Genomic DNA, 24995 nt, shown 5'->3' on the forward strand with positions numbered 1-24995 from the left:
TGCTGTGTCCCAGGTTCCGTCCTCACAACAGGGGAATTCATATTTTGTTCTTTAAAACAACCGGGAAAATATCTAGATTGAAACCAAAAACCTTAAATCGGACTTTGCCACTAGCAACCTTTGAGGCTGCTTACCAGTTGTTACAGCAAATGGCTGAAATCCCAGGGGCGATTTGGCTGACCGACGATGCGATCGCTGATTCTCAAAATCGGGAAAATTCGTCGGAAAGGTTTGCAGCAGTGGTATCAGATCATTTTAGCGCCCTGCTGCGGGGCAATCTATTAGATGAGTTCGCAACAAACGGACACAAGCACAGCGAAAAAAATCTGCATTCGCAATTGAATGTGCAGTTGACTTTCGATCCCGGGGCGATCGCCAATTTCCTCTCTCCCCTCGCAGACAAACTCGCAGAAATAACGCCGACACTATCAGGGCAAATTGACATTCGCGCCCTCAAACAAGGAATTAAAAATATAAAGCCCAACTCGGCAGTTATTCAAAGCGAATTTACCCTAAATTTGCTGGATATTCTCGCTTCAGATGCCAAACCAAACAGTCCCCCACCCAGACACTACCAAACAGAAATAGAGCCAAATTCCGTGCCCAAAGTGATAGCTCCAGAAACGCTACAGCTCCAGATTCCCGAAGCCGTCAATCACTTACAAATTGCCAGTTCCTGCATTTCATTTTGTCAGCCAGTAGAAGATGCTTTGCAGCAGCAGCTAGAACAAGAGCGACTTTTGAATCAGGTGACAACTCAAATCCGCCATAGTTTGGAATTGCCTGTAATTTTGTCAAAAGCAGTGGAGCGAGTGCGAGAGTTTTTGGAGGTCGATCGCCTGTTAATTTATCAATTTGAAAAAGTGCCAGCGCCGCACAATGGCGAGTTAGCTAAAGAAATACCTGCGGCGGTTTCTGGATCGGGCGAAATCCAAGAAAATTCCGGGTCTTACTTGTATTTAGGTCGCGTCACCTACGAAGCTTTAGCCAACGATGCTATCTCGTCTGTACTAAATTTTAGTGAAGACGCACAGTGTTTTACCAATGGAGTCATTGACAAAGAGAAATATCGCAAAGGTTTGGCTTTGTGCGTCGCGGATGTGGAAACAACTTACTCTTCGCAGCCTTGTTTTTTAGAGTTAATGCGGCGGGCGAAGGTGCGCGCGAAGTTGCTAGTGCCGATCGTAGTTCAAGACGAGTTGTGGGGGCTGCTAATTGCCCACCAGTGTACTCTTCGGGAGTGGGAAGAAAGCAAAAAAACATTTTTGCGGCAAATAGCAGAACATTTGGCGATCGCTATTTATCAAGCCGAACTTTATGCACAAGTCCAGCAGCAAAAGCGCACCTCTGAACAGCGCGTAATAGAGCGCACGCAAGAACTGCGCGATGCACTGGTGGCCGCCCAGTCTGCCAGCCTCGCCAAGAGCGAATTTTTGGCAGCTATGAGCCACGAATTGCGGACTCCCCTCACCTGCGTCATCGGCATTTCCGACACGCTGCTGCGGTGGTCTTACGGCAAAGTTGGCAGTAAAGAAGTGCCGGTGCAAAAGCAGCGGCAGTACCTGCAAACTATCCGAGACAGCGGCGACCACTTATTAGAATTAATTAACGATATTTTAGATTTATCGCAAGTAGAAGCGGGAAAAGCAGTATTAAAAATTAGTGAATTTTCCCTTTCTAAATTAGCTTCTCAAAGCCTGCACGCTCTCAAAGAAAAAGCTGCGGCTCAAGGCGTGGAACTGCTGCAAGAACAGCGGATAAAACAAGAGTGCGATCGCTTCATCGCTGACCCGCGCCGCTTGAGACAAATTCTCTTCAATCTTTTAGGAAATGCGATTAAGTTTACTCCCAAAGGCGGGCGAGTAATCCTGCGAGTTTGGGTGACAGAAGATAAAAATCGAACGCCGACAGTGCGGCAGCCTGGTACTGCACCTGCTGGCAGTACCGCTGTTTTTCAAATCAAAGATACTGGCATTGGAATTCCCGAAAATCAGCGATCGCTTTTGTTTCAAAAATTCCAGCAGTTGGATTCCCCCTACCGCCGGGAATACGGCGGCACCGGTCTGGGATTGGCCTTAACTAAACAGTTAGTAGAGCTTCACGGCGGCGCGATCGAAGTCAACTCTCAAGTTGATGTCGGCTCTACTTTTACCGTTTTTATACCCATCCAAACTATAACCAAAGATGAATCCACAAAATTCACCTATGAAAAATCTAATTCATCTTTACCGCTGCATTATTCCTCGCGGGGCAGCCTCGTACTCGTGGAAGAAGATGAAGAAACTGCCATGCTGATTTGCGATATCCTGACAGCCGCAGGACTGCAAGTGGTGTGGATGATTGAAGGTTCGGCGGCGGTGGAACAAATTGAACTTTTGCAGCCGAATGCTGTGATTGTAGATATGCGTTTGCCCGGTATGAATGGCTGCGAAATTATTCACCAACTGCGCCAAAAACCCGCTACTGAAAATATCAAGATTCTAGCTTTAAGCGTTAATGAAATTCCGCCAGATCAGATATCTTTCGTGACGGCGGGAGCTAACGAGTGTTTGGCTAAACCGATTCACCCTGAGCAATTGCTGGACAAAATTATTTCTTTAATGACCGGGATTGGTAATGGGTAATTGGGCATGGGGCATGGGGCATTGGGCATGGGGCATTGGGCATTGGGCATGGGGCATGGGGCATGGGGCATTGGGCATTGGGCATTGGGCATTGGGCATTTAATATAATTTAGTTTTTGACGTAATTATGGGAAGACCTGATTTTGAGGAATTAGAGGTTTATAAGTTGGCGGAAAGTTTGGCGAATCAGATTTGGGAGATTGTTAAAAAATGGGATTACTTCACAAAAGATACGATGGGCAAACAGATAGTTCGGTCTGCAGATAGTGTCTGTGCTAATATTGCTGAAGGAAGAGGTCGTTATAATGACCAAGATAATCGGCGTTTTGTAAAAATTGCTAGAGGCTCTTTGTACGAAACAGTAAACTGGTTAAGATTAGCCTATGCTAGACAACTTATCACCAGCGAAGAAGTAAGCAAATTTAAACCAATTGTCGATAAACTACTACCCAAACTGAACGCTTATTTGAGTTCAATAGGGCACAGGGAATAAATTACAAAAAAAGCCCCATGCCCCATGCCCAATGCCCCATGCCCAATGCCCGATGCCCGATGCCCGATACCCCATTCCCCATTCCCTATTCCCCATGATTAATTGTCAAATTCCTACAGGATTAATTGTTTCTTGTCAAGCACCTGCTGGTTCGCCGCTGCACGATCCGATCGTAATTGCGGCAATGGCTCGAACCGCCATCAATCGAGGTGCCTCGGGCGTGCGGATTGACACTCCGGCTCACATTGCAGCAGTGCGAAAACAGATATCCGCTCCCATAATTGGGATTTGGAAGCAGCAATTGCCGGGATGCGAGATTTACATTACTCCTCGGTTTGAAGACGCGCAGGCGATCGCCGCTTCTGGAGCTGATATTATTGCGGTTGATGCTACTTTGAGAAACCGTCCTGCTGGTGGCGAAGACTTAAAGACATTAATCGGGCGAATTCACAGTGAATTGGGCAAATTAGTGATGGCGGATGTAGATACAATAGAAGCTGCGATCGCGGCAAGCGAAGCGGGTGCAGATACTGTAGCAACTACTCTTTTTGGCTATACTGCCCAAACGGAAAATTTTTCGCCGCCGGGATTTGATTTGCTTGCGGAAATGGTAGAAAAGCTTAAGGTTCCCGTTATCTGCGAAGGCGGAATATCGGGGCCGGAAATGGCTAAAAAAGCCTTGGATTTAGGAGCGGTGGCTGTTGTTGTGGGGACAGATATTACTGGGATCGATCTTAAGGTGAAAGCCTATAACTCGGCAATTGGGAACTAAGAAGGAAGAGGGAAGAGGGGACAAGGAAGAAGGGAGAAGGGAGAAGGGAGAAGAAATATTCGGCGATTGAAATCGGTTCTAGACAAACTAAACTCGCAAGGCAAGTGTGTGAAATATCGAGGGATTTCAATCGCCCTTTATCAGGGGAAGTTGCTAGATCAGTGCGCCGTTGATAAAGCTGCTAACTACAGCCAAGGCGATCGCCCCCAGTACCGCGCTCCAAAGACCCATCCGCAAGCTAAATCCTTCAACTAACTTCGCAGCCGAGGCAAAAACAATCACATTCATTACAAAAGCAAACAGGCCGGAAAGCAATCCCAGCGTTAGTAGGTTTGGCACGAAAAAAACTGCTTTCAGAATTGGCAAAATTAAAACATTCAAAATTCCCAAAACCGCAGCGGAAATTACTGCTTTTGGTGTGCTGTCAATTTTTACGCCGATCGGCAGTTGAGAAATTAGCAGCAAGCTGCTGCCCGTCACGAGCCAAGCAATCAAAAAATCGATCGGTTCCACAGCGCCCTTACCTCCTTAACAGTTGAATTGTCACAAAAACCTGATATTTAATATCTACCCTAGTCATACAATCCGGCTGATTCGTCTGCCAATCGACAGAATTTATGTCTGTTACTAAAGAGTTAGAAGTTATAATCCCTGTATCATATGCCAAATCATCCGGATGGGAACCGTATCAACCTGTTAGTTGAATAAAAAGAGCAGATTAATTAATATGGCTGGCGATTTTTCTTTTAACTCTAAAATCCGATTCGACAAAAATGGCTTGGACAATCCTTCACGGCAACGCAGCCGATCGCTCCAAGTTATGATTTTTATGCTGTTCGTCACTACCTTGGTGACGCTACCAATATTTCGTCTAGCCGAACTGCAACTGGTACAGGGAGCCTACAACCGACAGCGGGCGGAAAATAACCGCATTCGCCCTGTTTCAGTCCCAGCGACTCGCGGTCAAATTTTAGACCGCAGCGGCCAAATTTTTGCGGCCAACCGCGTATCTCGATCGGTCTATGTGTGGCCAAAAGAGCGATCGGCCCAGGAGTGGCAAGAGATCGCCGGTACACTGGGCCCGATCGTCAAACTTCCGGCAGCCGAAATTATCAAAAAAATCGATGGAGTTGGCTACAGATCGGCCCTACCAGTGCGAATTAGTAAAGATATCGATGTCGGTACTTTCGTCGCTTTGGGAGAACAAACTAATGCTTTGCGGGGAGTTGAAATTCGCGTAGAATCGAGCCGAGACAATCCCCACCAGCAATTAGCAGCTCACCTTTTGGGATACGTCGGCGAAGCTAGTTTAGAGCAATTAAAAGCTAATCCTGCATATCCGATGGGGATGCTCGTCGGCCAAATGGGAGTTGAAAAATTAGCCAATTCAACTTTAGAGGGCGTTTGGGGAAACCGTTTAATCGAGGTGAATGCTAAGGGCGAGGAAATCCAAGATTTAGGTGTAAAAGAGCCTATTCCCGGCAAACCGGTGCAGCTAACTTTAGATTTAGATATGCAGAAAACGGCGGAAAAAGCTTTGGGCAATCGCCTGGGTGCAGTTGTGGCGATCGACGTGAAAACCGGCGCTCTTTTAACAATGGCTAGTTGGCCGACATTTGATCCCAATATTTTCACTCGTAAGGTCACTCAACAAGAATGGGATCGGCTGCAAGGGCCAGAAAAACCCTTTTTAAATCGAGCAGTTCAAGGTTATCCAGTCGGTAGCACTTTTAAAATTGTCACTGCTGTAGCGGGCATGGAGTCTGGCAAGTTTTCTCCTGACTCTACTTTGGTAAGTTCTTCTTCAATTAACATCGGCGGAATTTCCTTTAACGAACACGGCGCCGGTTACGGCACGATCGGTTTCCGCGATGCTTTGGCCTACAGCAGCAATACGTTTTTCTATCAAGTAGGTATGGCAGCCGGGCCGGAACAAATGGCGAAATGGGCTAAGAAAATGGGCATTGGCGGTACTATTAATTTAGAGCTTTTGGGGTTGGAATCCGCCAATCACGGTCAAGTTCCCATACCAGCAGAGAAAAATAAAATGTATGGTGAAGATTGGTATGTTGGGGATACAGTAACAATGGCGATCGGTCAAGGTTTGGTACTTTGTACTCCCCTAGAATTGGCAGTAATGGTGTCAACTATTGCCAACGGTGGTTCGCGAGTGCAGCCACATTTGTTGGCTTCTCAAACCAATACGCCTATTACTCAAAAAATTTCAACAGGTATTAAGCCGGCAACTTTAAATGTCATTAAACAAGGATTGATTGAGGTGGTGAAAAAAGGTACAGGCCGCGGCTTGAATGATGGTACTATTCCTTTAAGTGCGGGCAAAACTGGAACGGTGGAAATGCCCGGTCATCCTGACAATTCTATGTATGTGGGTTTTGCTCCTGCTGACAAACCTGAAGTTGCGATCGCAGTTATCGTTGAAGGCGGCGGATATGGTGCAGTATCGGCGGCACCAATTGCTCTAGACGTATTTAGAACCTATTTTCAAAAGCAGGGTTTTAAACCTACTAATAAGCCTCTGTAGTCATTAGTTAATAGTTGACTGTTGACTGTTCTCACTTTGTCCCATACTTCGATCGCACTATCCTTCATATCTGGGAAAAGTGCGATCGCTCAAAAAATTTCCCCTACCAATCGTCTCACTTCCACGGTCGATAAATTCATCATTTGCGCCACCTGTTCCAGACTGATTCCAGAATTTAAGAGTTGAGTTACGAGCTAGCGCAATGTTGACTCCGCCGCCAGTCGTCCCAAGTTTTCTTCCTGGTGAGTCTTCAAAAACTAACCCGTTTCAGGAACTCTAAACCTCAATTCTCCTGAAATTATATGCAATTCCAGTCCCAGCACTTCACTGAACAACCACAGCGTATCGAAAGCGATATTGTTGGCTGCAATCGCCTCGTACTGATTGTTTATCAAACCTACTCCCTGTAAAATCTGATTCAGATAATCGGCCGACGGATATTAGTGAAAATATTCCCTAACTCCCAAAGCCCCATAAATTTCCGGTTTAGTTTCTTGGTCTTTCGTCTGAGTTGTTGCCGAAGTAATTTCTAACACAAAATCTGGAGTAAGTCCACCTTCTTCCCAAACTTTATAATTATCCCTTTTGTGGTTGGCAACTCCAAACACCACATAAATATCTGGAGCGAAAACCGCTTGCTTCTTCCTTTGTTCATAATAAATGAAAGAATTAGCTCACAGGTAAAAATTAGAACATTGTTGAAAGTAAAGCTTGACAGCTTCTACGCTGTAAGTCATTTAATCGCGCGTGATGCCGCTTTCAGCCATCGGGTTTCCGTCGCTGCTGGGATATTCAATTTCTACTTGTTCGACTTGAGTTAAAAGGGTAAATAAGCGTTCTAAGGTTTCTAGTGAGAACTTCATTCCTAGTATTTTTATGAGGACTGAAGCCCTCACTACAAACCTATTTAATGGTGGTCGTGCCGCTGACCTGATATGATTTAATACTAGCCTTCTGTCGCAGCTTGGAAAAGTTTGAGATTTCTCAAACAAATCAACAGCCGTAATGTACGCAGGGAGCACGCTACATAATTAGGTTCTGCGTCCTGGACTGTAAGGCTGGTAAGATGGTGTACAGATACAGACTCTTTAAATTCTAATTAATCCCTCTCTCTAAAATAATCATTTCCGAACCAACAACCGGACTTCTAGCTATTAACTTCCCTTGCATATTCGCAATTTCTAACTTGCTGAAATCGAGTGAGTTAGCCTCCTTCCACATCTTCGTTGCTAGTTGATTTTGCTCAAGTTCGCTGAGTTTGTACCAATCTTCAGCGACTTTTACTGTCAAAATGCTGCTGGAAAAATTAGCTTGAACCGACTCAACTAAACTGCCGCCCAGTCGATTCTTAATGTCAGTAACTTGATTTTGAATCCCAGCAATCAGAGACTGTTCGGGCGTCAGCGGTGGCGGTGGGATAATTTCTACTGGTTGCGGTTTTTCCGGAGCTACTAAATCGGGCAACTTGCTTTTGAATTTAGCAGAGATTGGCTTAGACGGTGCGATCGCCTCTGGGGATTTCGGCGTTCCAGACGCCATAAAATCGTCAAATGTTGGCGGCGATTGCTGCGCTGCTGGGACAGGCACTTTTGCTACTTTCTCCGGCGGTTTTGCCGAGAAACTATTGAAAGTTAAACCGACTACAACGATCAGAATTCCTGCTATGGCGGCGTTTAAAATTGGATCGGACAGCTTCTGGTTCGTAGATGCTGGCAGTAGCGATCGCACTAGCCGTACAATACTTTGCCAAAGTACACCGACGTTCTGTAAAAAGCTCCCTTCCCTGCGTTGGGATACAGGCTTTTTATCAAATTTTACAGCAACTTTTGGTGGCACGCTGTTAACTTCCGCAGCAACAGCGGGAGGAGTTACTGTTGCTGAGTCAGAAGCGGTGGGCACGATCGGCTTTTGGGGCTGCAACGGGGGTTCGGCTGGTAATTTTTTGCCTTTTTTTCCCAAATTCCCAATCGAGGCAATCAAAGCATTGATTCTCTGATTTTTGGGAACCGCGCTGCTGGCATTTTGAGTTTTGCTGCCAGTGGGGGCAGACTTTGCAGCCGAATCAACCTGCGGTGTCGGAGATTGAGAGGGTTCTGGAATTGACTGGTTTAGTTGTTCTTCTGACATTTTCTCTGCCTTGGGGCGTTGCAAATATATCTAAAAGCGATAAATTTTTAGTTGAGCCATCTCAACCTTAATTTATCATTTCATTAGTTGTAACTGAATCAAAATGAGCATCAAACGCCGTCACTTTCTAATTTTAGGCAGTCTCAGCAGCTTAGGTTTTGCCGGAATCTGGAAAATGTTTCAGCTTCGGACTGCCTGGGGTACAGACGCCAAGGCTGCTGCGCCTTCTAACGTTGAGGAAGAAAGGGCGAGCGTCCCATTGCCGGCCTCACCGCCTATTTTACGCTTTATTTCGGTGGCCGACACCGGTACCGGCGCTGAAGGTCAGTATGCTGTGGCTGAGGCGATGGCGCAATATCACCGGGAAAACCCTTTTAATGTTGCTGTTCTCGCCGGCGACAATATCTACAATAACGGCGAATTTGAAAAAATTAATGCTGTTTTCGAGAAGCCTTATCAGCCGTTATTGCAGCAAAACGTAAAATTTTATGCTTGTCTGGGAAATCACGACATCCGCACTGGTAACGGCGACCAGCAAGTTAAATATCCGGGTTTTAATATGCAAGGTCGCTACTATACTTTTCGGCGCGATCCGGTACAGTTTTTTGCTTTAGATACCAATCACAATGCTGACTGGGAAAATCAGCTTGTTTGGCTGGAAAAAGAGTTGAGTCAGAGCACCGCACCTTGGAAAGTTGTGTTCGGCCACCACCCGATTTATTCCTCTGGCATCTACGGATCGAATCAATCTTCTATTAAGACTTTGGCGCCTTTGTTTCAAAAGTACGGCGTGCAGCTTTATATCAACGGACACGAGCATAGTTACGAACGCACTCGCTCGATTAACGGTACGACTTATTTAATTTGCGGTGCCGGCGCGGGCACTCGTCCCGTGGGGCGTTCTGAGTGGACGGAGTATTCTGCTAGCCGCCTGAGTTTTGCGACGTTTGATGTCTATGATGACCGGATGTTTGTCAGTTCTATCGGTACTGACAAACGGGTTTTCGACCGAGGGGTGATTCAAGTGCGATCGGCTTAATTCAGATTGTTTTCCCAGACTTATCAGATGAATAGATTTATGTCAAGGTGCTTTTGTCGCTATATTTAAGTGCGACTTACACCTTGAATCGATATCACCATTGCCTCTTGACTTGAACTAAAATTCAACTTACAATAAATTGTTCAGCGTTAGAGGCATCTGAGTGAAAAGCGATACGTTAGTAAGAGGGAAAATTAATCCGTTAGTAAGACCCTTCTTAAAGTGGGCAGGAGGTAAAAGGCAGTTATTGCCAGAAATTGTTAAGTATGTTCCCAAGATGACAAGCAAACATACATACTATGAACCTTTCATAGGTGGAGGCGCACTCTTGTTTGAGTTACAACCCCCAAAAGCTGTTATCAATGATAGCAATAAAGAACTGATTAACTGCTATAAAGTAATCAAAGACTCCTTAGATGAGCTGATGGAGGAATTAAGCAAGGATAAATATAGCAATAGCGAAACGTCTTATTATGAGATGAGAGACTTAGATCGTTCAACGAAAAAATATGAAATTTTGTCCGAAGTGGAAAAAGCAGCACGAATCATTTATCTAAATAAAACCTGCTATAATGGTTTATTTAGGGTTAATTCCCAAGGTCAGTTTAATGTTCCGTTTGGTAGATATAAAAATCCCAATTTTTTGGATGACGCTGTTTTAAGAGCTGTGAACAAATACTTAAATAGCAATGACATCACACTGTTAAATCAGGATTTTGAAGATGCTGTTAAAGATGCCAAGAAAGGAGATTTTGTTTATTTCGATCCTCCTTACGATCCTGTTTCGGAAACAGCTTCTTTTACGGGATATGATGTGAATGGCTTTAACAGAGACCAACAAAAACGACTAAAAAAAGTGTTTGACGTTTTAAATAAAAAAGGTTGCAAGCTGATGCTGAGTAATTCGTGTACAGATTTTATCATGGATTTGTACAAGGATTATCAGGATAAAATCCAAAAAGTTAGGGCAACGAGAAGTATCAACTCAAATGCCTTGAAAAGAGGTATGGTTGATGAAGTATTAGTTTTGAATTATGAAATTAAAAAAGATAAATAAATATGAGTAAAAGCCATAAAACTGCCAATGACAAAGCTTGGGAAATATTATTTGAAAGGCATAAGATATTAGAAGAGGTAGACAAGAATGGTTTTTTTGAAATAGCATCTGGTCAAATTAATCAAGAAAGAGAAAGCAGGCTGATGGCTAAGTTTGATCACTCGGTTAATTTGCCAGATATCTTTCGAGACAATCATCTATCTATATTGCCAATTTCTCGTTCTAAATATGTTATTGGGAAGTTTGCTACACACTTAAAAGTTGAATATGATAGTGAAACAGAAGTGACGCCTTTTGCATTTCCAGCAGAAATAGAGAGTATAGATTACAAAAATTTATATTCTGAGAGTTCTGCATTGCACTGTGCATTTAATATCGGTATTATAGATGATTTAGTGGGTGAAAAAACCGCTTATACTGTTTCGGGGAGAATGTCTACAGAGTGTTTTGATTTTAATATTATAAATTCCATCGCCAAGGAACCATATTCAGTCAAAGTTAAAAATTCTCAGTGTGAAATAGATGCAGGATTTGAAAGTGAAAATTATTTGGTATTGATTGAATCTAAAAAATATTTTATTGAGGATTTTTTGATCCGACAACTTTACTATCCTTACAGATTGTGGTCAAAAAAAATAACTAAAAAAGTGATTCCAGTATTCATGACATACTCTAACGACATTTTTAGCTTTTTTATTTATGAATTTAGCAATGATAAAGATTATAACTCTCTCCAACTGATCACACAAAAGAATTATACGATCGCTCCCGAAGAAATACAACGGAGTGATGTCGATCTGATACTCAATAATATTAAAATAATTGCAGAGCCAGATGTTCCATTTCCCCAAGCTGATAAATTTGAGAGAGTAGTAGATTTATTATCCTTGTTATTAGAAAGAGATTTAACCAAAGACGATATTACAGAAAACTATGAATTCGATCGCAGGCAAACTGACTATTATACTAATGCTGGTCTGTATATTGGACTGATAGAAAATTATAAAGATTCCCTGACCAAAAAAGTAACTTTTTGCTTGACAAGTGAAGGAAGGTCTATTTTACATAAAAGACCTAAATTAAAATATCTAGATTTGATTAATAAAATTTTAGAAAAAAAAGTTTTCTATTTAGTATTTGAATTAACCCTTAAAGAGGGAGACATTCCGCCAGAAGATCCAATCTGTAAAATAATCTCAGAAAATCGTCCCGATATTAATAATACAACTATAAAAAGGCGTAAGTCTACTGTCCAAGGCTGGATTTCTTGGATTTTGTCCCAAATAAAAGACTAAAATTCGCCTAGTTTGATTCTCTGGGTTTTTAATATCTTCAACCTAGTTTTGCCTCCGGCCCCTTTCACAAAGGGACGTGGCAAGACGAAAGAAGGTGCGGCAGCAGACATTTATCTAGAAATAACGACCCTATAATATTTATCACAACTACAACTCAATAGACATACTTCTGAAGTTGTTACCGGAGGTTGCGTGGCATTAAACAGACAGTGCCGGAGCGATCGGCGAAAAGTTTTCGTTAGAATTATATATGTCAGCCTCGGCGGCAAAAATGCCCGATCGCCCGATCGGCAGATTTAGCTTCGGCTGTGCCAAAATTGTCTAACTCGCTCACAAGTGTTACCAGTCAAAGATGGTGCTGTGACACTTTACCCCACCAAGCTCATGCAAGATTTTATTAATAACGTCTCTCGCTACCCGCGCTTTTTCATCACGATATGTCTGGGAATTTTCTTTTTCCTGTTCGAGCGACTTAAACCCCTGCTCGATCGACCGGCAACTGCGATCGCCCTGATTAGTTCGATTGTAGCGACTTTTGTCTTTCTAACTTTTACACTGCGGGCTATGTTAGGCCTGAGTTCGGTTTAAAGCCAAGCTAGAGCGCCAACATCAACCGCAAATTCAGTTAAAACACTAACTTCCAAAGTAACTGCCAACTCTTGCAGGCGATCGCACACTTGACAAGAGTCGCTGCGATAGATTGGAAGAGGAAAAAATTGCGCTAGTTACCGCAGTGCTCCTCAACCAAGGGGCAGGCAAACATTACCAAAGTGCAGGACAAGCCTTTGCGGCCATCAACATTCACTGGGGAAATACTGCACCTCTGTTTCCCCGATGTCCCACTTAATCCTTAGGAAGCGGCATCCCCCGCCCCGCTTTCCTCTCCCGTTAACCTGACGGTATCACGAGAGTTTCCAGCGGACAAGACAGATGAAGTTTGAACATATCTATCAATTTTTTCAAGACCCCCCTCCTGTTTATCTAAACAAGGAATTAGCTGTGTGCTACATTCTCTCCGTGTTATTGCGCGGAGATTCCTACGGTACAGAACTGATTGGCCAACTAGAGAGGGAATTCCCCATCTACCGACTTTCTGATACCGTTCTTTACAGCGCTCTGAAATTCCTCGAAGATGAAGGCGTAATCACGGGTTACTGGAAAAAAGTAGAAGGACGCGGCCGCCCCCGCCGGATGTATCAAATCCTCCCGGAGTGGCGGCACCAAGCTCAAGACCTAGCTCGTCTCTGGCATGAGTACATCGGTCAGGGAAACGGCGCGTCAGATCGTCGTTCCCGCGCCTTAGAAACTGGTCAGACGGGTTAACCGAGTTTGAATCGGATGCCTAAACCCAAGAGAAGCTGGCGCTACTTGCAAAGCGATTTGCCTTCCTTGCCTTCGCTTTGCTCGATCGCCTGCCGGACAGCGATTAAAGCAGCTACACTACGTCAGGACTTACGCATTGTCACTTGAGAATTAGCGACGATGGGGAGATATGGGAATTGGGTAATGGAGAGCACAACGCCTTGCAGAAGAAGCTTTCTGCGAATTTTGATAACAAAGTGTCTGCGTAAGTCCTCGATCGCTTTCGTATGTCAAGTTCTGTAAAGTAATAGTAGAGAATTTCAATTACAAAAACTTCTACCGATGGATACTGCTGTTCTTCCTTCAACATTTGTGCTAACGCTACTGCTGGCTGTTGGCTTGTTTTTCTTCATCAAGGCTTCAGTCAAAGATCGAATCGAACAAGTCAAGCTGGCTTCCGAGAGCGCCCAAGAGTTACTGTTAGCCGACTTACAACAGTATTTTGCCGATAGAGCTTACCGAGTTGCAGCCGTCGATGCCCCCAACTATAAAGTCACGTTTGAGGGTTTTGTGCGGCCGAGTTGGTTTCTAGCTATTTTTCTAACTCTGCTGAGTGCAGGTGGCGCTCTGTGCTTGGGGCTGGTTTTGGGAATGCTAGTTCCCCAACAGGGTCAAATTTTCCTAGCTTTGGTACTGCTGTCCCCGCTGGCGGGGGTATTTTACTGGAAAAAAGCTGGACGCTCTGAGCAAGTCTCCCTCAAACTCGAATCAGTTGCTGAGTCTGGAAGCCAAGCCAAGAGCTTTGTTACTGTCAGAGCTCACCGCGATGAACTAGCAGCAATGCAAAAAGCTTTAGATTTGAAACCGCTCGATTAAAAGTTTGACGCGGAACGTTTTTTGATATGCTAGATGCCGTAGTTAGACTTCGAGCTGACGAACCGATGACTCAACAAGAGCGGCTCTCTCGTTGATAAACCAGTAGCTGTTTTTTTGATCCACTTGTTCGATCGACCAAACAGTAAAAAAAACCATTATCGTGAAAGTGCCAATTGTGGCGATCGCCCTTGGGCTGCGATCGAGCCTTTTGCGACGGCTCCTTATACCCTAATTCCTAAGGACTTTTCGCATAAATTTCAGTTGGCACTCTCCAGACAATGAGAACTCTCGCGCTTTTGTTAAAAGACTTAGAAAAACATTGCTGTCAATGTTTTGAGCTAAACATTTTGAGCTATGCGCGGCTGGCTGACACCACAGGAATTTTTTCTGTGGTAGCTTCCAACATCACCTTTAAGCTGGGAAACAAGAAATGGTTCTCTTCTACGTATTGGGCTCCAAATAAACCTTTTTCAGCCCAGAAGTATCTGTCAGTGGTATGCTCGTTACGCTTGACTAACAGCAAAGCTGGGGGAGCAATGCCTTCTGCATGGATGAACTTGCGAGCCGCTGTTACGGGTTTATCTTCGCCGCTCTCGATGCTATATTGAGGCACACACTCTAAAATTCTGCGTCCTTCTTGTCGGCGGCGACTCTTGCGTTTGCGTCTCCTGGCCAATTTCTTTACCTCCTCTGTGAGCAGACAGTATGAGCAGACAGGTTGTAATGATAGCTACCAAATCCGAGGCCAGTATATCCGTTCTAGCTCAAAATTTCAACTGTTTTTAATATATCGACATAATCTTAACATTCCTGCCCAGCCACAAAAGTGTAGCGGTTGTGGTATGGTGGGCCGCAACTTCCGGCAAGAGCCAAGCTTGGGGATCGGTGGAAACTACGCGGACCCGGATGCGGGGCAATTTTGGTTCATGAAAGCCCCATGCCTTCAACATAGGTGGCTCCTATCAAAGGGAAGAAACCTGAAATCTAAAAGTCTCTCATCAGTAATCGGTAGCCGATCGTTTGTAATTTACTTAGAATTCCGTTAGATATCTTAATGTGGCGCTCATGTTAATGCCAGCCAGTTCAGAATTTGTCAAACTTTGCCGCTCGCAGGTGGCCATCGCCGTTAGTTTGGGAGCGAAATTCAGCGCGGTATACCTGACACAAGAGTTGGTAGAAGGCAGCGAAGCAAAGTTGGTGCCGATCGCAGTTTACCCAGAAACCTCGGCCGAATCGGAAGAAAATCAGGGGTTGAGGTTGCAATCTTCCGAAAGCTCGACAGTCAAACCGGTACCGCGACTGCTGGCGCCGCCTCTTCGGGCGGAGGAATCAACGGTAGGGGCGATCGCACCAGAGCGCCTTCCGGATGAGGAGCGCAGTTCCAATCAGTGCCAAGGCCCGGAGAATGTGTGGCAGCAGCGGAGGCAAATTGTGACGCCTCTGATACACGAGGGAGCTGTAATGGGACTCCTAGTCACAGGTCGGCAAGACAGGCCTTGGAACGAGCGAGAAGAGGCTCAGATACAACAAATTGCTCGTACCTTAGCCCTAGCCTGCATTTTAGACCAGCGATCGCAGTGGATGCAGCAGGAATTGGGTACGAGTCGGCAAATCCAGGCTCAGGTTTACGACACGATGCACAATTTGCTGCACCAGTTCAAAAGTCCGCTGACAGCGTTGCGAACTTTTGGCAAGCTGTTAACGCGGCGGCTGGTACCGGAAGACAAAAACCGCAATGTGGCTTTTAGTATTGTCCGAGAGAGCGATCGGCTGCAAGAGTTGCTCGGCCAGTTCGATCGAACCGTTGACACCGGCGAAGCACACCTAAAACTGCGATCTGGTACTTCAGAAAAAGCAATCTCCAATGTGGAATCAATGCGGCATTCTCCTCTGTCCCTGTCACCTGCTGCCAATTTGCAGGAATCCTGTTTTGTGGCAGAAGTCTTAAAACCGCTGTTAATTTCCGCCGAAGCGATCGCATCTGAAAGGAATCTGAAATTGGTAGCCGACCTGGAGGCGGATTTGCCACCTGTCCGGGCGAACGATCGAGCTTTGCGCGAGGTTTTGAGCAATTTAATTGACAATGCTTTGAAATATACCCCTGCCGGCCACCAAATTTATATTAAAGTAAGGTACAAAGCAGCGGATGGCGATCGGGCCGGATACAGCCAACTGCCTGCCATAGCAGTTGCAGTCAGCGACACTGGTTCCGGCATTCCCCCCCAGGATTTAGAGCATTTATTTGAGCGGCACTACCGGGGAGAAAAAGCGCAGACCGAAATTCCTGGGACAGGATTGGGCTTGGCGATCGCCCGCGATTTAGTCCGTCAAATGCAAGGAGAAATAGAAGTATTTTCCCCAGTCAATCCTGAATGGCTGCCCTCAGCAGAAACTAATTTATTATATCCAACGGAGCGTGGCACTACATTTGTGGTTTGGCTACCCGTGAATAAGTAACGCTCCCTATTGATTAGAGACATTTTTTATGAAGCATCTGCATTTATTCGATAAACTTCCCAAGTTATCAAATTCTTTAGAAGTTTTGAAAAAACACTTTTTTAGTGTAAGGTTTTTAACTGCTTTTAACATTCTGACTGTTCTGGTTTTGGGTGGGCTGAGCGTATACGCAAAACTCAACAAGCAGGGAGACGCAGTTGAACGCCTGTTTAGCGATCCTTTTAATTTCTGGTTCCCTTACGAAGGCATTCTAACCGGAGTTTCCGAAATCCTCTGGTGTACCCCAGTCGCAATTTGTGCATTTACTTTCGGAGTGCTGCGCCAGAAAAATCCGCGCAGTCGATCGCCGCTCTTCTTATTTTTTAGTGCTTTACTACTCGGATTCTTTTTCCTGGATGACAGGTTTCGGATGACTTTGATTATTTCTCGGTTGGGAATATCTAAGAAATTAATTTATTTGTGTTATGGTAGTGCTGTTTTGCTTTACGGAGTTAAGTTTGGGCGATACATCAAAACCACTCCTTACCTGCCATTAGTCGCAGCATTTATCTTGTTCGCGATCTCCCGGTTTGGCGATATGTTAAACTTACCAAGCCAAGGAGTACACGCTATGCTGGAAGATGGCACTAAATTATTAGCTCTTCTGAATTTGGCCCTGTATTTTTGGTACGTCTGTCATCATGAAGTTTGGCGGCATTTCCAGCAAAGCGAAAATCGTTGAGCGCGTCGATGATATTACAAAAAAGTCCTTTATGAATTAGGGTATCACTAAGCAACGCCGGCGATCGCATACGATGCAAATAATTTCTTTGATTTTGATATGGCATCGGAAGATGAGCAAACTTTAGATAGTGAATTAATAGTCGAAGGGAATGTCTTAGCAACTTGTTGCGTGATGTAGAATAACAAAAAGTTTTTCCTGTCAAACGAGCTATCAGGATGTGTTAATCTTGTATTTACGCGCTCAACAATTCAGCAGCGCCCTAATTGATGTATCACCGGGTTCATAGGCTTTAACTATTTTTTTACGAAACTCGATCGCATAAAGTTTCATTTTTTCCGCTTATCTACGGAATGCAGTGTACTACATATACATGGAATATGCTGTATTTTTACGGCACAGTTGGTAAGGTCTCGGAAGAGATTGTTAAAAAATATATTGGAAACCAACAAAATTAAGTTAGAAGAAGGTGGCTTTAGCCACAGCGCCTAGCCCGACTTTTGAAGGGGTGGACTTGCTGCGCGAAAACAGTCTTTCAGAATTGAGATTAATTAGCAATTAACAATTACCCTGTTTTCATGCAACAGAAAATCGCTATACGATCAATTCAGCCAGATGAGCTTTCTAGGCCATAGCTACCCCGAGATGGGTTGCTATACAGATAGTAGGTATCTCAATAATAAACTGCGTTCCCTGCTCTGGCGTAGAAATACACTCCAATTGACCGCAGTGTTTTTCTAGCAGAATTTTTTTGCTGATTGACAATCCCATCCCTGTACCTTTTCCTATTGGCTTAGTAGTAAAAAAGGGAGTGAAAAGTTTAGAACGAACTTTCTCAGTCATGCCAGCGCCATTATCAGCAATTGTTACCCGAATGCCTGAATCAAGGCTAATGTTTTCCTCTGAGGTGCCCGGTAAAAATTCAGTCCGAATTAATATCTGGGGCTGAAAAACTGTACCTTTTTCTTGACTTACCCGCTCTTCCAAAGCATCTATAGCATTCGCTAAAAGGTTCATAAACACCTGGTTGAGCTGACCTGCATAACAGGTTACAAGCGGCAATTCACCATATTCTCTAATCACATCAATAGCAGGGCGCTCTGCCCTAGCTTTTAGTCGGTGCTGTAATATCATCAAACTGCTATCAATCCCTTCGTGGATATCTACTGATTTGATTTCAGTTTCATCCAACCGCGAAAAATTTCGTAGAGACTGCACAATAAGGCGAATGCGATCGATGCCTAACTGCATGGAAGAAAGCAACTTTGGCAAATCGTCCATGATAAATTGCAACTCTCCATCTTCTATTGCATTGAGAATTTCTGCTTTTGGTTGCGGGTAATGCCGTTGGTAGAGATTCAACATATAGATGAGTTCTTTAATATAATCTTTGGCATAGGAGACATTGCCGTAAATAAAGTTAACCGGATTGTTAATTTCATGAGCGACACCTGCAACTAATTGACCGAGACTCGACATTTTTTCACTTTGAACTAGCTGTAGTTGTGTGTCTTGCAGTTCTTTCACAAAATGCTCTAAGGCAAGAGCTTTTTGGTGTTCTTTTTCTTCACTGATACGCAGTGCTTTCTCTACTTGTTCGCGCTGCTCTATTTCTGACTGCAATTTATGACCGAGACAAAAACTTCTCAAAGCTGTTAGCACTGTAGTGTATAGCTTTGATGTCGTTAATTCTGTTTTAGTTTTATAGTCATTTATATCGTAATTGATAATAATACTTTTTTCGGGAACTTGTCCGGGTTGACCCGTGCGTAAAATAATTCGCACTAACTGATTGCCTAACACTTGGCGGACATATTTCACAAACTCTAAGCCAGCATCATCCGTTTCCATGATTACATCAAGCAGGATGATGGCCACATCCGGATGTTCTTGAATTAATTGTTTAGCTTCCTTAGCGGAATAAGCACTAATAAATTTTAATGATTTATTTTCATAAACAAACTTTCTTAAGGCTATATCGGTAGCTGTGTGAACTTGAGCTTCATCATCTACAATCAAAACTTTCCAGCTTTCTGTGGGAGTATCTTCTGATACTTCATCGGCAAAAAATAACTCTTCATCTGAGTTAACTTCATCCGCAAATAACACTTCTTCAGATGATATTTCATTTGAAAAGCCGTAAATACTCTTGTCCATTGCTGCTTACCTTTCTTTGTTACTGATGTTGGGATTTAGGAAACTACGGTTGTGAATTTATTTGGACGGGTAGCTTAATAATAAATTTGGTGCCGACTCCCACCTCACTTTTACATTCTATTTCACCCAGAAGTTTTTGGGTAACTAAATTGTAGACAATATGCAATCCCAACCCGCTACCACCCTGACCGCGTTTTGTAGTAAAGAATGGCTCGAAAATTTTACTTAAATTTTCTGGGGGAATGCCTTGACCGTCATCGGAATATTCCAATCTAAGTCGAGAACCCTCTTGCTGCCAATCAAAAGCTAGCTTTCCACTGGCGCCCGGTTCGTAAGCGTGAATCAGAGAGTTCATCAGCAAGTTTGTGATAATTTGGGATAATGCACCTGGATAAGAATCTAGGGCTATTTTGGTGTCTCCTTTAATTTCGATCGAATGTTTGCTATTTCTCAATTTTGGTTTTAATTGGATTAAAATTTCATCGAGATAATCTCTTACCCTGAAGGTTCGCCGTTCTTCGCTGGAGCGATCGACTGCTACTTCTTTAAAGCTCCGAACTAATGCTGCTGCTTGGTTGAGATTGGTTAGAAGGGTGTTGCTGCTAGTGGTGGCTATATCCAAAAATTCTTCGAGCTCGGAGCGCTTCATTTTGCCGCTGTTATAAGTAGAAGCAAATTCTGTGGTATGTTCTGCTAAAGCTGACGCAACGGTAACGCCGACGCCGATGGGAGTATTAATTTCGTGGGCGACGCCTGCTACTAATCCTCCCAGGGATGCCATTTTTTCGGCTTCGACTAGCTTACTTTGAGTAGCTTTTAAGTTATCTAAGGCGTTGGATAATTCGTGGGTGCGATCGCTCACTAATTGCTCTAAGTTTTGATTGAACTCTTGCAAGTTATTGTAGAGTTGGGCATTTTCAATGGAAATGGCTATTTGGGCTGATAACAATTTTAGCAGTTCTAGTCTATCTGTGGTAAAGGCTCCTTCGCTCAGGTTGTTTTCTAGGTAAAGAATGCCTGTCAGCTTGCCTTGGTGCAGTAGAGGCGTGCAGAGAATTGATTTGGGTTGGGTGGCTGCAATATAAGGATCGCGGGTAAATTGGCCTTCTTGGGTGGCGTTATTTAATACCACGTTTTTCTGGGTGCGGATGACGTAGTTGGCGATCGCACTTGCCAGTTTTGGCGTTTCCCCAGAATCAGCTTTTGCATTCAGGGGAAGCGAGCGCAGCACGCTGACTTCATCTTCCTTCACCGAGCCTTCAGCCTCAATCGCCCAGTTTCCCGCTTTTTCTAAAATTAAAAATCCTTTTTGGGCGCCTGCATTTTCGATCGCAATTTTCATCAACCTTTCTAGCAGCTTGCTCAAAACAATTTCACCTGAAATCGCTTGAGAAGCTTTCATCACTGTGGCTAAATCTAGTGTATCTCCCACATTAGTGCTAGTGGTAGTAGCCTTATTCGTTGTTCGGTTAACTTTTGTTTGAGTTGTTGTCTTGGCTGATGTTCTAGCTAGGAATTGGGGATATTTCTTTTCTAAATCCTCAACTTTAGCTATAGCGCCCCACAGTTGGTAGCTATAATGAGCGTTTTGCATATAAGCTTGGGCGATCGTGTCTTTGCCCCATGCCAAGTAAAATTTGGCTGCCAGTTCGTAAGCGAGTGCTTCTTCGTTGATGTATTCGTTTTCTTTAGCAAGCGAAATAGCCTTGTCGTACATTTCGATTGCCTCTACTTTTTCCCCTAAAACCCGATGCCGTTCTGCCTCTACTAAATAGAATTTATGCAAATAATTCATTGGCCCATGATGCGCCCATTTTTGCATTTTCTCTTGATTAGCTTGTACTCTGTCAAGAATGCCCTGTTGCTCTGACTGTGGAGTATCAGAATACACGGCCAACCGCACCAAAGAATCGTAAAAATGGAAGATAGGAATAACGGGCAATCCTACCATTGCATCTAAACACTTCTCTGCTAGAGCAGTATTTTCAATGCCTTCTGAGTAATTTTCAAACAAATAACAAAGGTAAATTTTGTTCAAATATATGTATGCAACTGCCGATTTGTCCTTTGCCTGCTGGTATAATGGCAACTTCAGCTCCTCATCACAGGCTTCACCCTTGAGAATGCAAGAGTTTTCGCTTTTTCCCAACAAATTTAATATAGCTTGCCAATTTATTTCTATATAATTAAGCGCTATTTCTTGCTTGACATTATAAATAGCATCTCTGTTAATTGCTATCCCTCTGTCCAGCACAGTCAGTTCTTTGCCACTATAGTAAGCTGCACAGGAGGAATGTATTAGACTAAAGCCTGCATATTCTAAATCTCCTGTCTCTATTCCACTATAGTAAGCAGATACTAAAGGATCGCAGGTTTCTCTCAGATGCTCTTTCCAATGTCGGGTAAATATATTTACATGGACAACGGTCTTGGCTTTGATTTCTTGAGCATTCAACTTTGACAATAGACTTAAAGCTAATTGACCGAACTGATAACCCGAATTAATATCCTCCACAATTCCACAAAGAAGAAAACCATAATTGGCATAAGCAAAGGGAGAAACAGAAGCATTACCATATTGGACGGATAAATCTACTTGTTTGCACACCGTCAAGAGCAACAGTTGTGGAGCAGCAATGTATGCAGGAGCAAAGATACTTGATATAAGTCTCATAGCTGCTAGTTTATAGGGATCAGTCATTTGAGGCAGGTCACTTAAATCCTCAATTCGCTTCCCGTTCAAAATTGCCGCCGTTTCCCCCAGTGCTTGCCCAATATCTGACGGGTTTGGCTGAGACGGAAACTCCACCCCTAAGAGCTTTAAAACTTCTAATGCTGTATTAACGGCTTCTAGTAGCTTTTTCTGCGACACGGAAGCTTGAATCTGGACTTCATAGATTTTTATTTTTTCCAATAGGTTTTTGGAACAGTTTTGCACGACCTCAGCTAATTTCTGCATCCGGTCAAAGTCACCACTGAGAAATGCTGCCTCTGCTGCTTCGGTATGTAGTGCTAATGTCAGTTCGTAATGATGAGTCCAGCTAGAATTTGCTAGCAGTCCCAAACCTGTTTGCAAATATTGGGTAGCCGCAGCATGAGCCGTTGCTGCTTTAGCTTTTTGACCTGCAGTTAAATTAAGTTTTGCAATTTCAGTTCGTTCGGATTCATCACTAATGAGTTCAATTCCCAGATTCAAATGATCGACGATCGCAAATATCTCTTCCGCTCGTTTCTCTGGCGAGGTATTTTGCCACAGCAAGCGACCAATTTGCAAGTGAACTGTTTTTTTAGAACTTTCCTCAATCAGAGTATAAGCTGCTTGTTGGACGCGATCGTGCAAAAACTTATAAGTAGTAATGACCAGATGAGATTTAACGATTTCTTCTTCTGTTACGCCGAGTTCAGAAGTGGCTAAAATTAATCCATCTTGGATTGCTGGCAATAGCTGTTGAAAGGTTTCAGCGGTAGATTTTTCGTTGACAATCGAGAGAGTATTTAAGTCAAAACTATTGCCCACACAAGCGGCTAACCGTAAAACCTGCTGAGTTAAATCTGGCATTTTTCTCAATTTACCGACCATCAACTCAACAACGTTATCGGTAATCCCTACTGCTTCGATTTGTGAAATATTCCAATCCCAGCTTCTTTTCACTAAATTGAAATTCAGGAGGGTTTCTTCATAGAGAGTTCTGAGAAACTGATTGACAAAAAAAGGATTGCCTTGAGTTTTACCGACGACTAACTCAGCTAGGGGCATGACTGATCCTCTATCCCTACGCACAGTATCAGCTATCAAGTTAGCAATATGTCCGATTTCTAAGGGAGTTAAGGTAATTTGGTTAATAGTAGCCTCTTGCTTTTGCAGCCCCTCCAAAGTCATTATCAGGGGATGTGTGGGGCTCACTTCGTTATCTCGATAAGCACCCATTAGAAATAAATATTTTGTTTCCTCATCTGCCATCATTACTTGCAGCAGTTTCAGAGTAGCGGAGTCAGCCCATTGCAAATCGTCCAGAAAAATGACTAAGGGATGCTCCACAGATCCACAGATCCGGATGAATTTTTGAAAGACTAAATTAAAACGGTTTTGCGCTTCCGTAGCCCCTAATTCTTGGACTGGTGGCTGTTTGCCAACGATGAGTTCTACGTCGGGAATGACATCTATAATTATTTGACCGTTATCACCAAAAGCCGCTAAAAGTTTTTCTTTCCAGCTATTGAGTTGGATTTCGCTTTCAGTTAACAGTTGCTTGACTAAGGACTGAAAGGCTTTGACAATAGCTGAGTAAGGAATATTGCGTTGAAATTGATCGAACTTTCCGGCAATAAAATAACCCCTTGCTTTAGTTATCGGCTTATAAACTTCTTGCACTAAGGCGGATTTACCAATTCCAGAATAACCCGACACTAACATAATTTCTTTCGTGCCATTGCTAACGCGATTAAACGCGGCTAGCAAGGTTTCTAGTTCTTTTTCTCTCCCATATAGTTTTTGGGGAATTTGAAATTTATCCGTAATATCTTTTTGGGCGAGATCAAAATCAGCAATCGTTCCTTTAGCCTGTATTTGTTCTCGGCATTCTTCTAAATCTGCGATGATTCCCCAAGCACTTTGGTATCTTTTTTCAGCAGTTTTTTCTAACAGCTTCATTACTATATTAGAAACGGTTTTAGGAATTCCTATTCCTGGATTGATTTCATGGGGCGGTACTGCTTGTTTAGCAATATGACAGTGCACTAATTCCATTGCATCGTTGTAATCCCATGGCAGTTGCCCTGTTAGCAGTTCGTAAAAAGTGACCCCTAATGAGTAAAAATCAGTGCGGTAGTCGATCGCTCGGTTCATTCTGCCTGTTTGTTCCGGCGATATATAGCTCAGAGTGCCTTCTAAAACATTAGGATTTTTTAGGGTAGGATTCTCACGAGTTAAAACAGTAGAGATGCCAAAATCTATGATTTGGACTAGCCCTGTTGTCGAGTTAATAATAATATTGCTGGGGTTGATATCTTTATGAATAATGTTATGTTGATGAATTTGACCTAAAGCTCGGGTTATTTTAATAGCGGTTGACAAAAACTCTTCTAAGGTAAGTTTTTGATAAGCCAACCACAGCTTTAATGATTCTCCACCACTATCCTCGAAAATGATCGCCAAACTGTTCTGGTATTTTTCTAAGCTGTAGGTTTTAGGTACAGTTTCTAGGTTGAGATTGCGTGTAATTTCGTATTCCTGCTTGTATCGGACTAACGAAGCTGGCATCGGATAATCTTGCTTGAGAAATTTGAGAATGACTGGTTGGTTGTCTTGCTTTCTCACTCCTCGATAAACTAAAGAATTGTTACTTTCATGAATTTGGTTAGTAATTTCGTACCCGGCTAAGTTAATCATCTTTGCAGCCTCTTTTAATAATTAATACACATTTTTTTTAGCAATTCTCAATTTGTAAGTAGATGTATCCTCTAATATAAAGACTAGCCTGCACTTTAAGCAAAATTTAAATTTTAACTAAACAATATTATTTTTTACATTTCT

The 24995-nt window shown here is 43.3% G+C and carries 22 protein-coding genes; 13 read left to right on the forward strand and 9 right to left on the reverse strand.

Annotated elements, in window-relative coordinates; all coding sequences use genetic code 11:
• Window positions 1–77: 77 nt before the first annotated feature.
• The 3 genes from QUB33_RS02730 (at window position 78) to QUB33_RS02740 (ending at window position 3889) form a co-directional block, all read left to right on the forward strand.
• Entirely contained in the window at window positions 78–2624 is a 2547-nt protein-coding gene (locus tag QUB33_RS02730; protein ID WP_333346900.1) for an ATP-binding protein, read from the forward strand.
• Window positions 2625–2751: 127 nt separating this feature from the next.
• The gene (locus QUB33_RS02735; RefSeq protein WP_190734244.1) at window positions 2752–3117 is read left to right on the forward strand and encodes a four helix bundle protein; all 366 of its coding nucleotides are present in this window, start codon (window positions 2752–2754) and stop codon (window positions 3115–3117) included.
• Window positions 3118–3211: 94 nt separating this feature from the next.
• Window positions 3212–3889, forward strand: coding sequence for an N-acetylmannosamine-6-phosphate 2-epimerase (locus QUB33_RS02740; protein ID WP_333346903.1), 678 nt, complete (start codon window positions 3212–3214; stop codon window positions 3887–3889).
• Window positions 3890–4042: 153 nt separating this feature from the next.
• On the opposite strand, the gene QUB33_RS02745 is transcribed toward QUB33_RS02740, so the two are convergent.
• Entirely contained in the window at window positions 4043–4402 is a 360-nt protein-coding gene (locus QUB33_RS02745) for a phage holin family protein (RefSeq protein WP_333346906.1), read from the reverse strand.
• 214 nt (window positions 4403–4616) lie between these two features.
• On the opposite strand from QUB33_RS02745, the gene mrdA reads away from it, so the two are divergent.
• The gene (mrdA, locus tag QUB33_RS02750; protein ID WP_333346909.1) at window positions 4617–6431 is read left to right on the forward strand and encodes a penicillin-binding protein 2; all 1815 of its coding nucleotides are present in this window, start codon (window positions 4617–4619) and stop codon (window positions 6429–6431) included.
• A 257-nt stretch (window positions 6432–6688) separates the two neighbouring features.
• Here mrdA and QUB33_RS02755 read toward each other — a convergent pair whose 3' ends face one another.
• The 4 genes from QUB33_RS02755 to QUB33_RS02770 form a co-directional block, all read right to left on the reverse strand.
• Entirely contained in the window at window positions 6689–6826 is a 138-nt protein-coding gene (locus QUB33_RS02755; protein ID WP_333346912.1) for a hypothetical protein, read from the reverse strand.
• 45 nt (window positions 6827–6871) lie between these two features.
• Complete coding sequence (locus QUB33_RS02760) at window positions 6872–7093, reverse strand: Uma2 family endonuclease (RefSeq protein WP_333347136.1); 222 nt, start codon at window positions 7091–7093, stop codon at window positions 6872–6874.
• Window positions 7094–7168: 75 nt separating this feature from the next.
• Window positions 7169–7294 carry a hypothetical protein gene (locus QUB33_RS02765; protein WP_333346915.1) on the reverse strand — a complete coding sequence of 42 codons (126 nt, stop codon included), beginning with the start codon at window positions 7292–7294 and terminating at the stop codon, window positions 7169–7171.
• A gap of 232 nt (window positions 7295–7526) precedes the next feature.
• A complete protein-coding gene (locus QUB33_RS02770) occupies window positions 7527–8558 on the reverse strand; it encodes a hypothetical protein (RefSeq protein ID WP_333346918.1) in 1032 nt (343 codons plus the stop codon).
• Between the two features lie 103 nt (window positions 8559–8661).
• Between QUB33_RS02770 and QUB33_RS02775 the strand changes: the two genes are divergently transcribed.
• The 7 genes from QUB33_RS02775 (at window position 8662) to QUB33_RS02805 (ending at window position 14127) form a co-directional block, all read left to right on the forward strand.
• A complete protein-coding gene (locus tag QUB33_RS02775; protein WP_333346921.1) occupies window positions 8662–9597 on the forward strand; it encodes a metallophosphoesterase in 936 nt (311 codons plus the stop codon).
• A gap of 163 nt (window positions 9598–9760) precedes the next feature.
• Window positions 9761–10654, forward strand: a complete 894-nt coding sequence (locus tag QUB33_RS02780; RefSeq protein ID WP_333346924.1) for a DNA adenine methylase — start codon at window positions 9761–9763, stop codon at window positions 10652–10654.
• Window positions 10655–10656: 2 nt separating this feature from the next.
• A complete protein-coding gene (locus QUB33_RS02785) occupies window positions 10657–11949 on the forward strand; it encodes a type II restriction enzyme (RefSeq protein ID WP_333346927.1) in 1293 nt (430 codons plus the stop codon).
• A 384-nt stretch (window positions 11950–12333) separates the two neighbouring features.
• The gene (locus QUB33_RS02790; RefSeq protein ID WP_190657763.1) at window positions 12334–12537 is read left to right on the forward strand and encodes a DUF751 family protein; all 204 of its coding nucleotides are present in this window, start codon (window positions 12334–12336) and stop codon (window positions 12535–12537) included.
• A gap of 342 nt (window positions 12538–12879) precedes the next feature.
• Window positions 12880–13272, forward strand: coding sequence for a PadR family transcriptional regulator (locus tag QUB33_RS02795; protein ID WP_190657761.1), 393 nt, complete (start codon window positions 12880–12882; stop codon window positions 13270–13272).
• A 15-nt stretch (window positions 13273–13287) separates the two neighbouring features.
• A complete protein-coding gene (locus QUB33_RS02800) occupies window positions 13288–13419 on the forward strand; it encodes a hypothetical protein (RefSeq protein WP_333346930.1) in 132 nt (43 codons plus the stop codon).
• Between the two features lie 174 nt (window positions 13420–13593).
• Window positions 13594–14127, forward strand: a complete 534-nt coding sequence (locus tag QUB33_RS02805; protein ID WP_333346933.1) for a cofactor assembly of complex C subunit B — start codon at window positions 13594–13596, stop codon at window positions 14125–14127.
• A 352-nt stretch (window positions 14128–14479) separates the two neighbouring features.
• Here the strand turns inward: QUB33_RS02805 and QUB33_RS02810 are convergent, their stop codons facing one another.
• Window positions 14480–14803 carry a DUF3155 domain-containing protein gene (locus QUB33_RS02810; protein ID WP_006635576.1) on the reverse strand — a complete coding sequence of 108 codons (324 nt, stop codon included), beginning with the start codon at window positions 14801–14803 and terminating at the stop codon, window positions 14480–14482.
• A 106-nt stretch (window positions 14804–14909) separates the two neighbouring features.
• Window positions 14910–15077, reverse strand: coding sequence for a hypothetical protein (locus QUB33_RS02815; RefSeq protein ID WP_333346937.1), 168 nt, complete (start codon window positions 15075–15077; stop codon window positions 14910–14912).
• Between the two features lie 121 nt (window positions 15078–15198).
• On the opposite strand from QUB33_RS02815, the gene QUB33_RS02820 reads away from it, so the two are divergent.
• Window positions 15199–16584 (forward strand): ATP-binding protein, encoded by a 1386-nt coding sequence (locus QUB33_RS02820; protein ID WP_333346940.1) that lies wholly within the window; start codon window positions 15199–15201, stop codon window positions 16582–16584.
• A gap of 28 nt (window positions 16585–16612) precedes the next feature.
• Window positions 16613–17305, forward strand: coding sequence for a hypothetical protein (locus QUB33_RS02825; protein ID WP_333346943.1), 693 nt, complete (start codon window positions 16613–16615; stop codon window positions 17303–17305).
• A gap of 624 nt (window positions 17306–17929) precedes the next feature.
• Here QUB33_RS02825 and QUB33_RS02835 read toward each other — a convergent pair.
• The gene (locus QUB33_RS02835; protein ID WP_333346946.1) at window positions 17930–19462 is read right to left on the reverse strand and encodes an ATP-binding protein; all 1533 of its coding nucleotides are present in this window, start codon (window positions 19460–19462) and stop codon (window positions 17930–17932) included.
• Between the two features lie 43 nt (window positions 19463–19505).
• Window positions 19506–24851, reverse strand: coding sequence for an ATP-binding sensor histidine kinase (locus QUB33_RS02840; protein WP_333346949.1), 5346 nt, complete (start codon window positions 24849–24851; stop codon window positions 19506–19508).
• Window positions 24852–24995: the final 144 nt, after the last annotated feature.

Origin of the sequence: Microcoleus sp. B3-A4, from assembly GCF_036705385.1 — a bacterium.
Lineage (GTDB): Bacteria > Cyanobacteriota > Cyanobacteriia > Cyanobacteriales > Microcoleaceae > Microcoleus.

Coding starts and splice junctions, on each gene's coding strand:
- QUB33_RS02840 (WP_333346949.1), bottom strand. CDS start 24,851: ATGATTAACTTAGCCGGGTACGAAATTACTAACCAAATTCATGAAAGT.
- QUB33_RS02765 (WP_333346915.1), bottom strand. CDS start 7,294: ATGAAGTTCTCACTAGAAACCTTAGAACGCTTATTTACCCTTTTAACT.
- QUB33_RS02800 (WP_333346930.1), top strand. CDS start 13,288: ATGCCTAAACCCAAGAGAAGCTGGCGCTACTTGCAAAGCGATTTGCCT.
- QUB33_RS02795 (WP_190657761.1), top strand. CDS start 12,880: ATGAAGTTTGAACATATCTATCAATTTTTTCAAGACCCCCCTCCTGTT.
- mrdA (WP_333346909.1), top strand. CDS start 4,617: ATGGCTGGCGATTTTTCTTTTAACTCTAAAATCCGATTCGACAAAAAT.
- QUB33_RS02835 (WP_333346946.1), bottom strand. CDS start 19,462: ATGGACAAGAGTATTTACGGCTTTTCAAATGAAATATCATCTGAAGAA.
- QUB33_RS02820 (WP_333346940.1), top strand. CDS start 15,199: ATGCCAGCCAGTTCAGAATTTGTCAAACTTTGCCGCTCGCAGGTGGCC.
- QUB33_RS02825 (WP_333346943.1), top strand. CDS start 16,613: ATGAAGCATCTGCATTTATTCGATAAACTTCCCAAGTTATCAAATTCT.
- QUB33_RS02785 (WP_333346927.1), top strand. CDS start 10,657: ATGAGTAAAAGCCATAAAACTGCCAATGACAAAGCTTGGGAAATATTA.
- QUB33_RS02735 (WP_190734244.1), top strand. CDS start 2,752: ATGGGAAGACCTGATTTTGAGGAATTAGAGGTTTATAAGTTGGCGGAA.
- QUB33_RS02815 (WP_333346937.1), bottom strand. CDS start 15,077: ATGTTGAAGGCATGGGGCTTTCATGAACCAAAATTGCCCCGCATCCGG.
- QUB33_RS02775 (WP_333346921.1), top strand. CDS start 8,662: ATGAGCATCAAACGCCGTCACTTTCTAATTTTAGGCAGTCTCAGCAGC.
- QUB33_RS02770 (WP_333346918.1), bottom strand. CDS start 8,558: ATGTCAGAAGAACAACTAAACCAGTCAATTCCAGAACCCTCTCAATCT.
- QUB33_RS02740 (WP_333346903.1), top strand. CDS start 3,212: ATGATTAATTGTCAAATTCCTACAGGATTAATTGTTTCTTGTCAAGCA.
- QUB33_RS02805 (WP_333346933.1), top strand. CDS start 13,594: ATGGATACTGCTGTTCTTCCTTCAACATTTGTGCTAACGCTACTGCTG.
- QUB33_RS02790 (WP_190657763.1), top strand. CDS start 12,334: ATGCAAGATTTTATTAATAACGTCTCTCGCTACCCGCGCTTTTTCATC.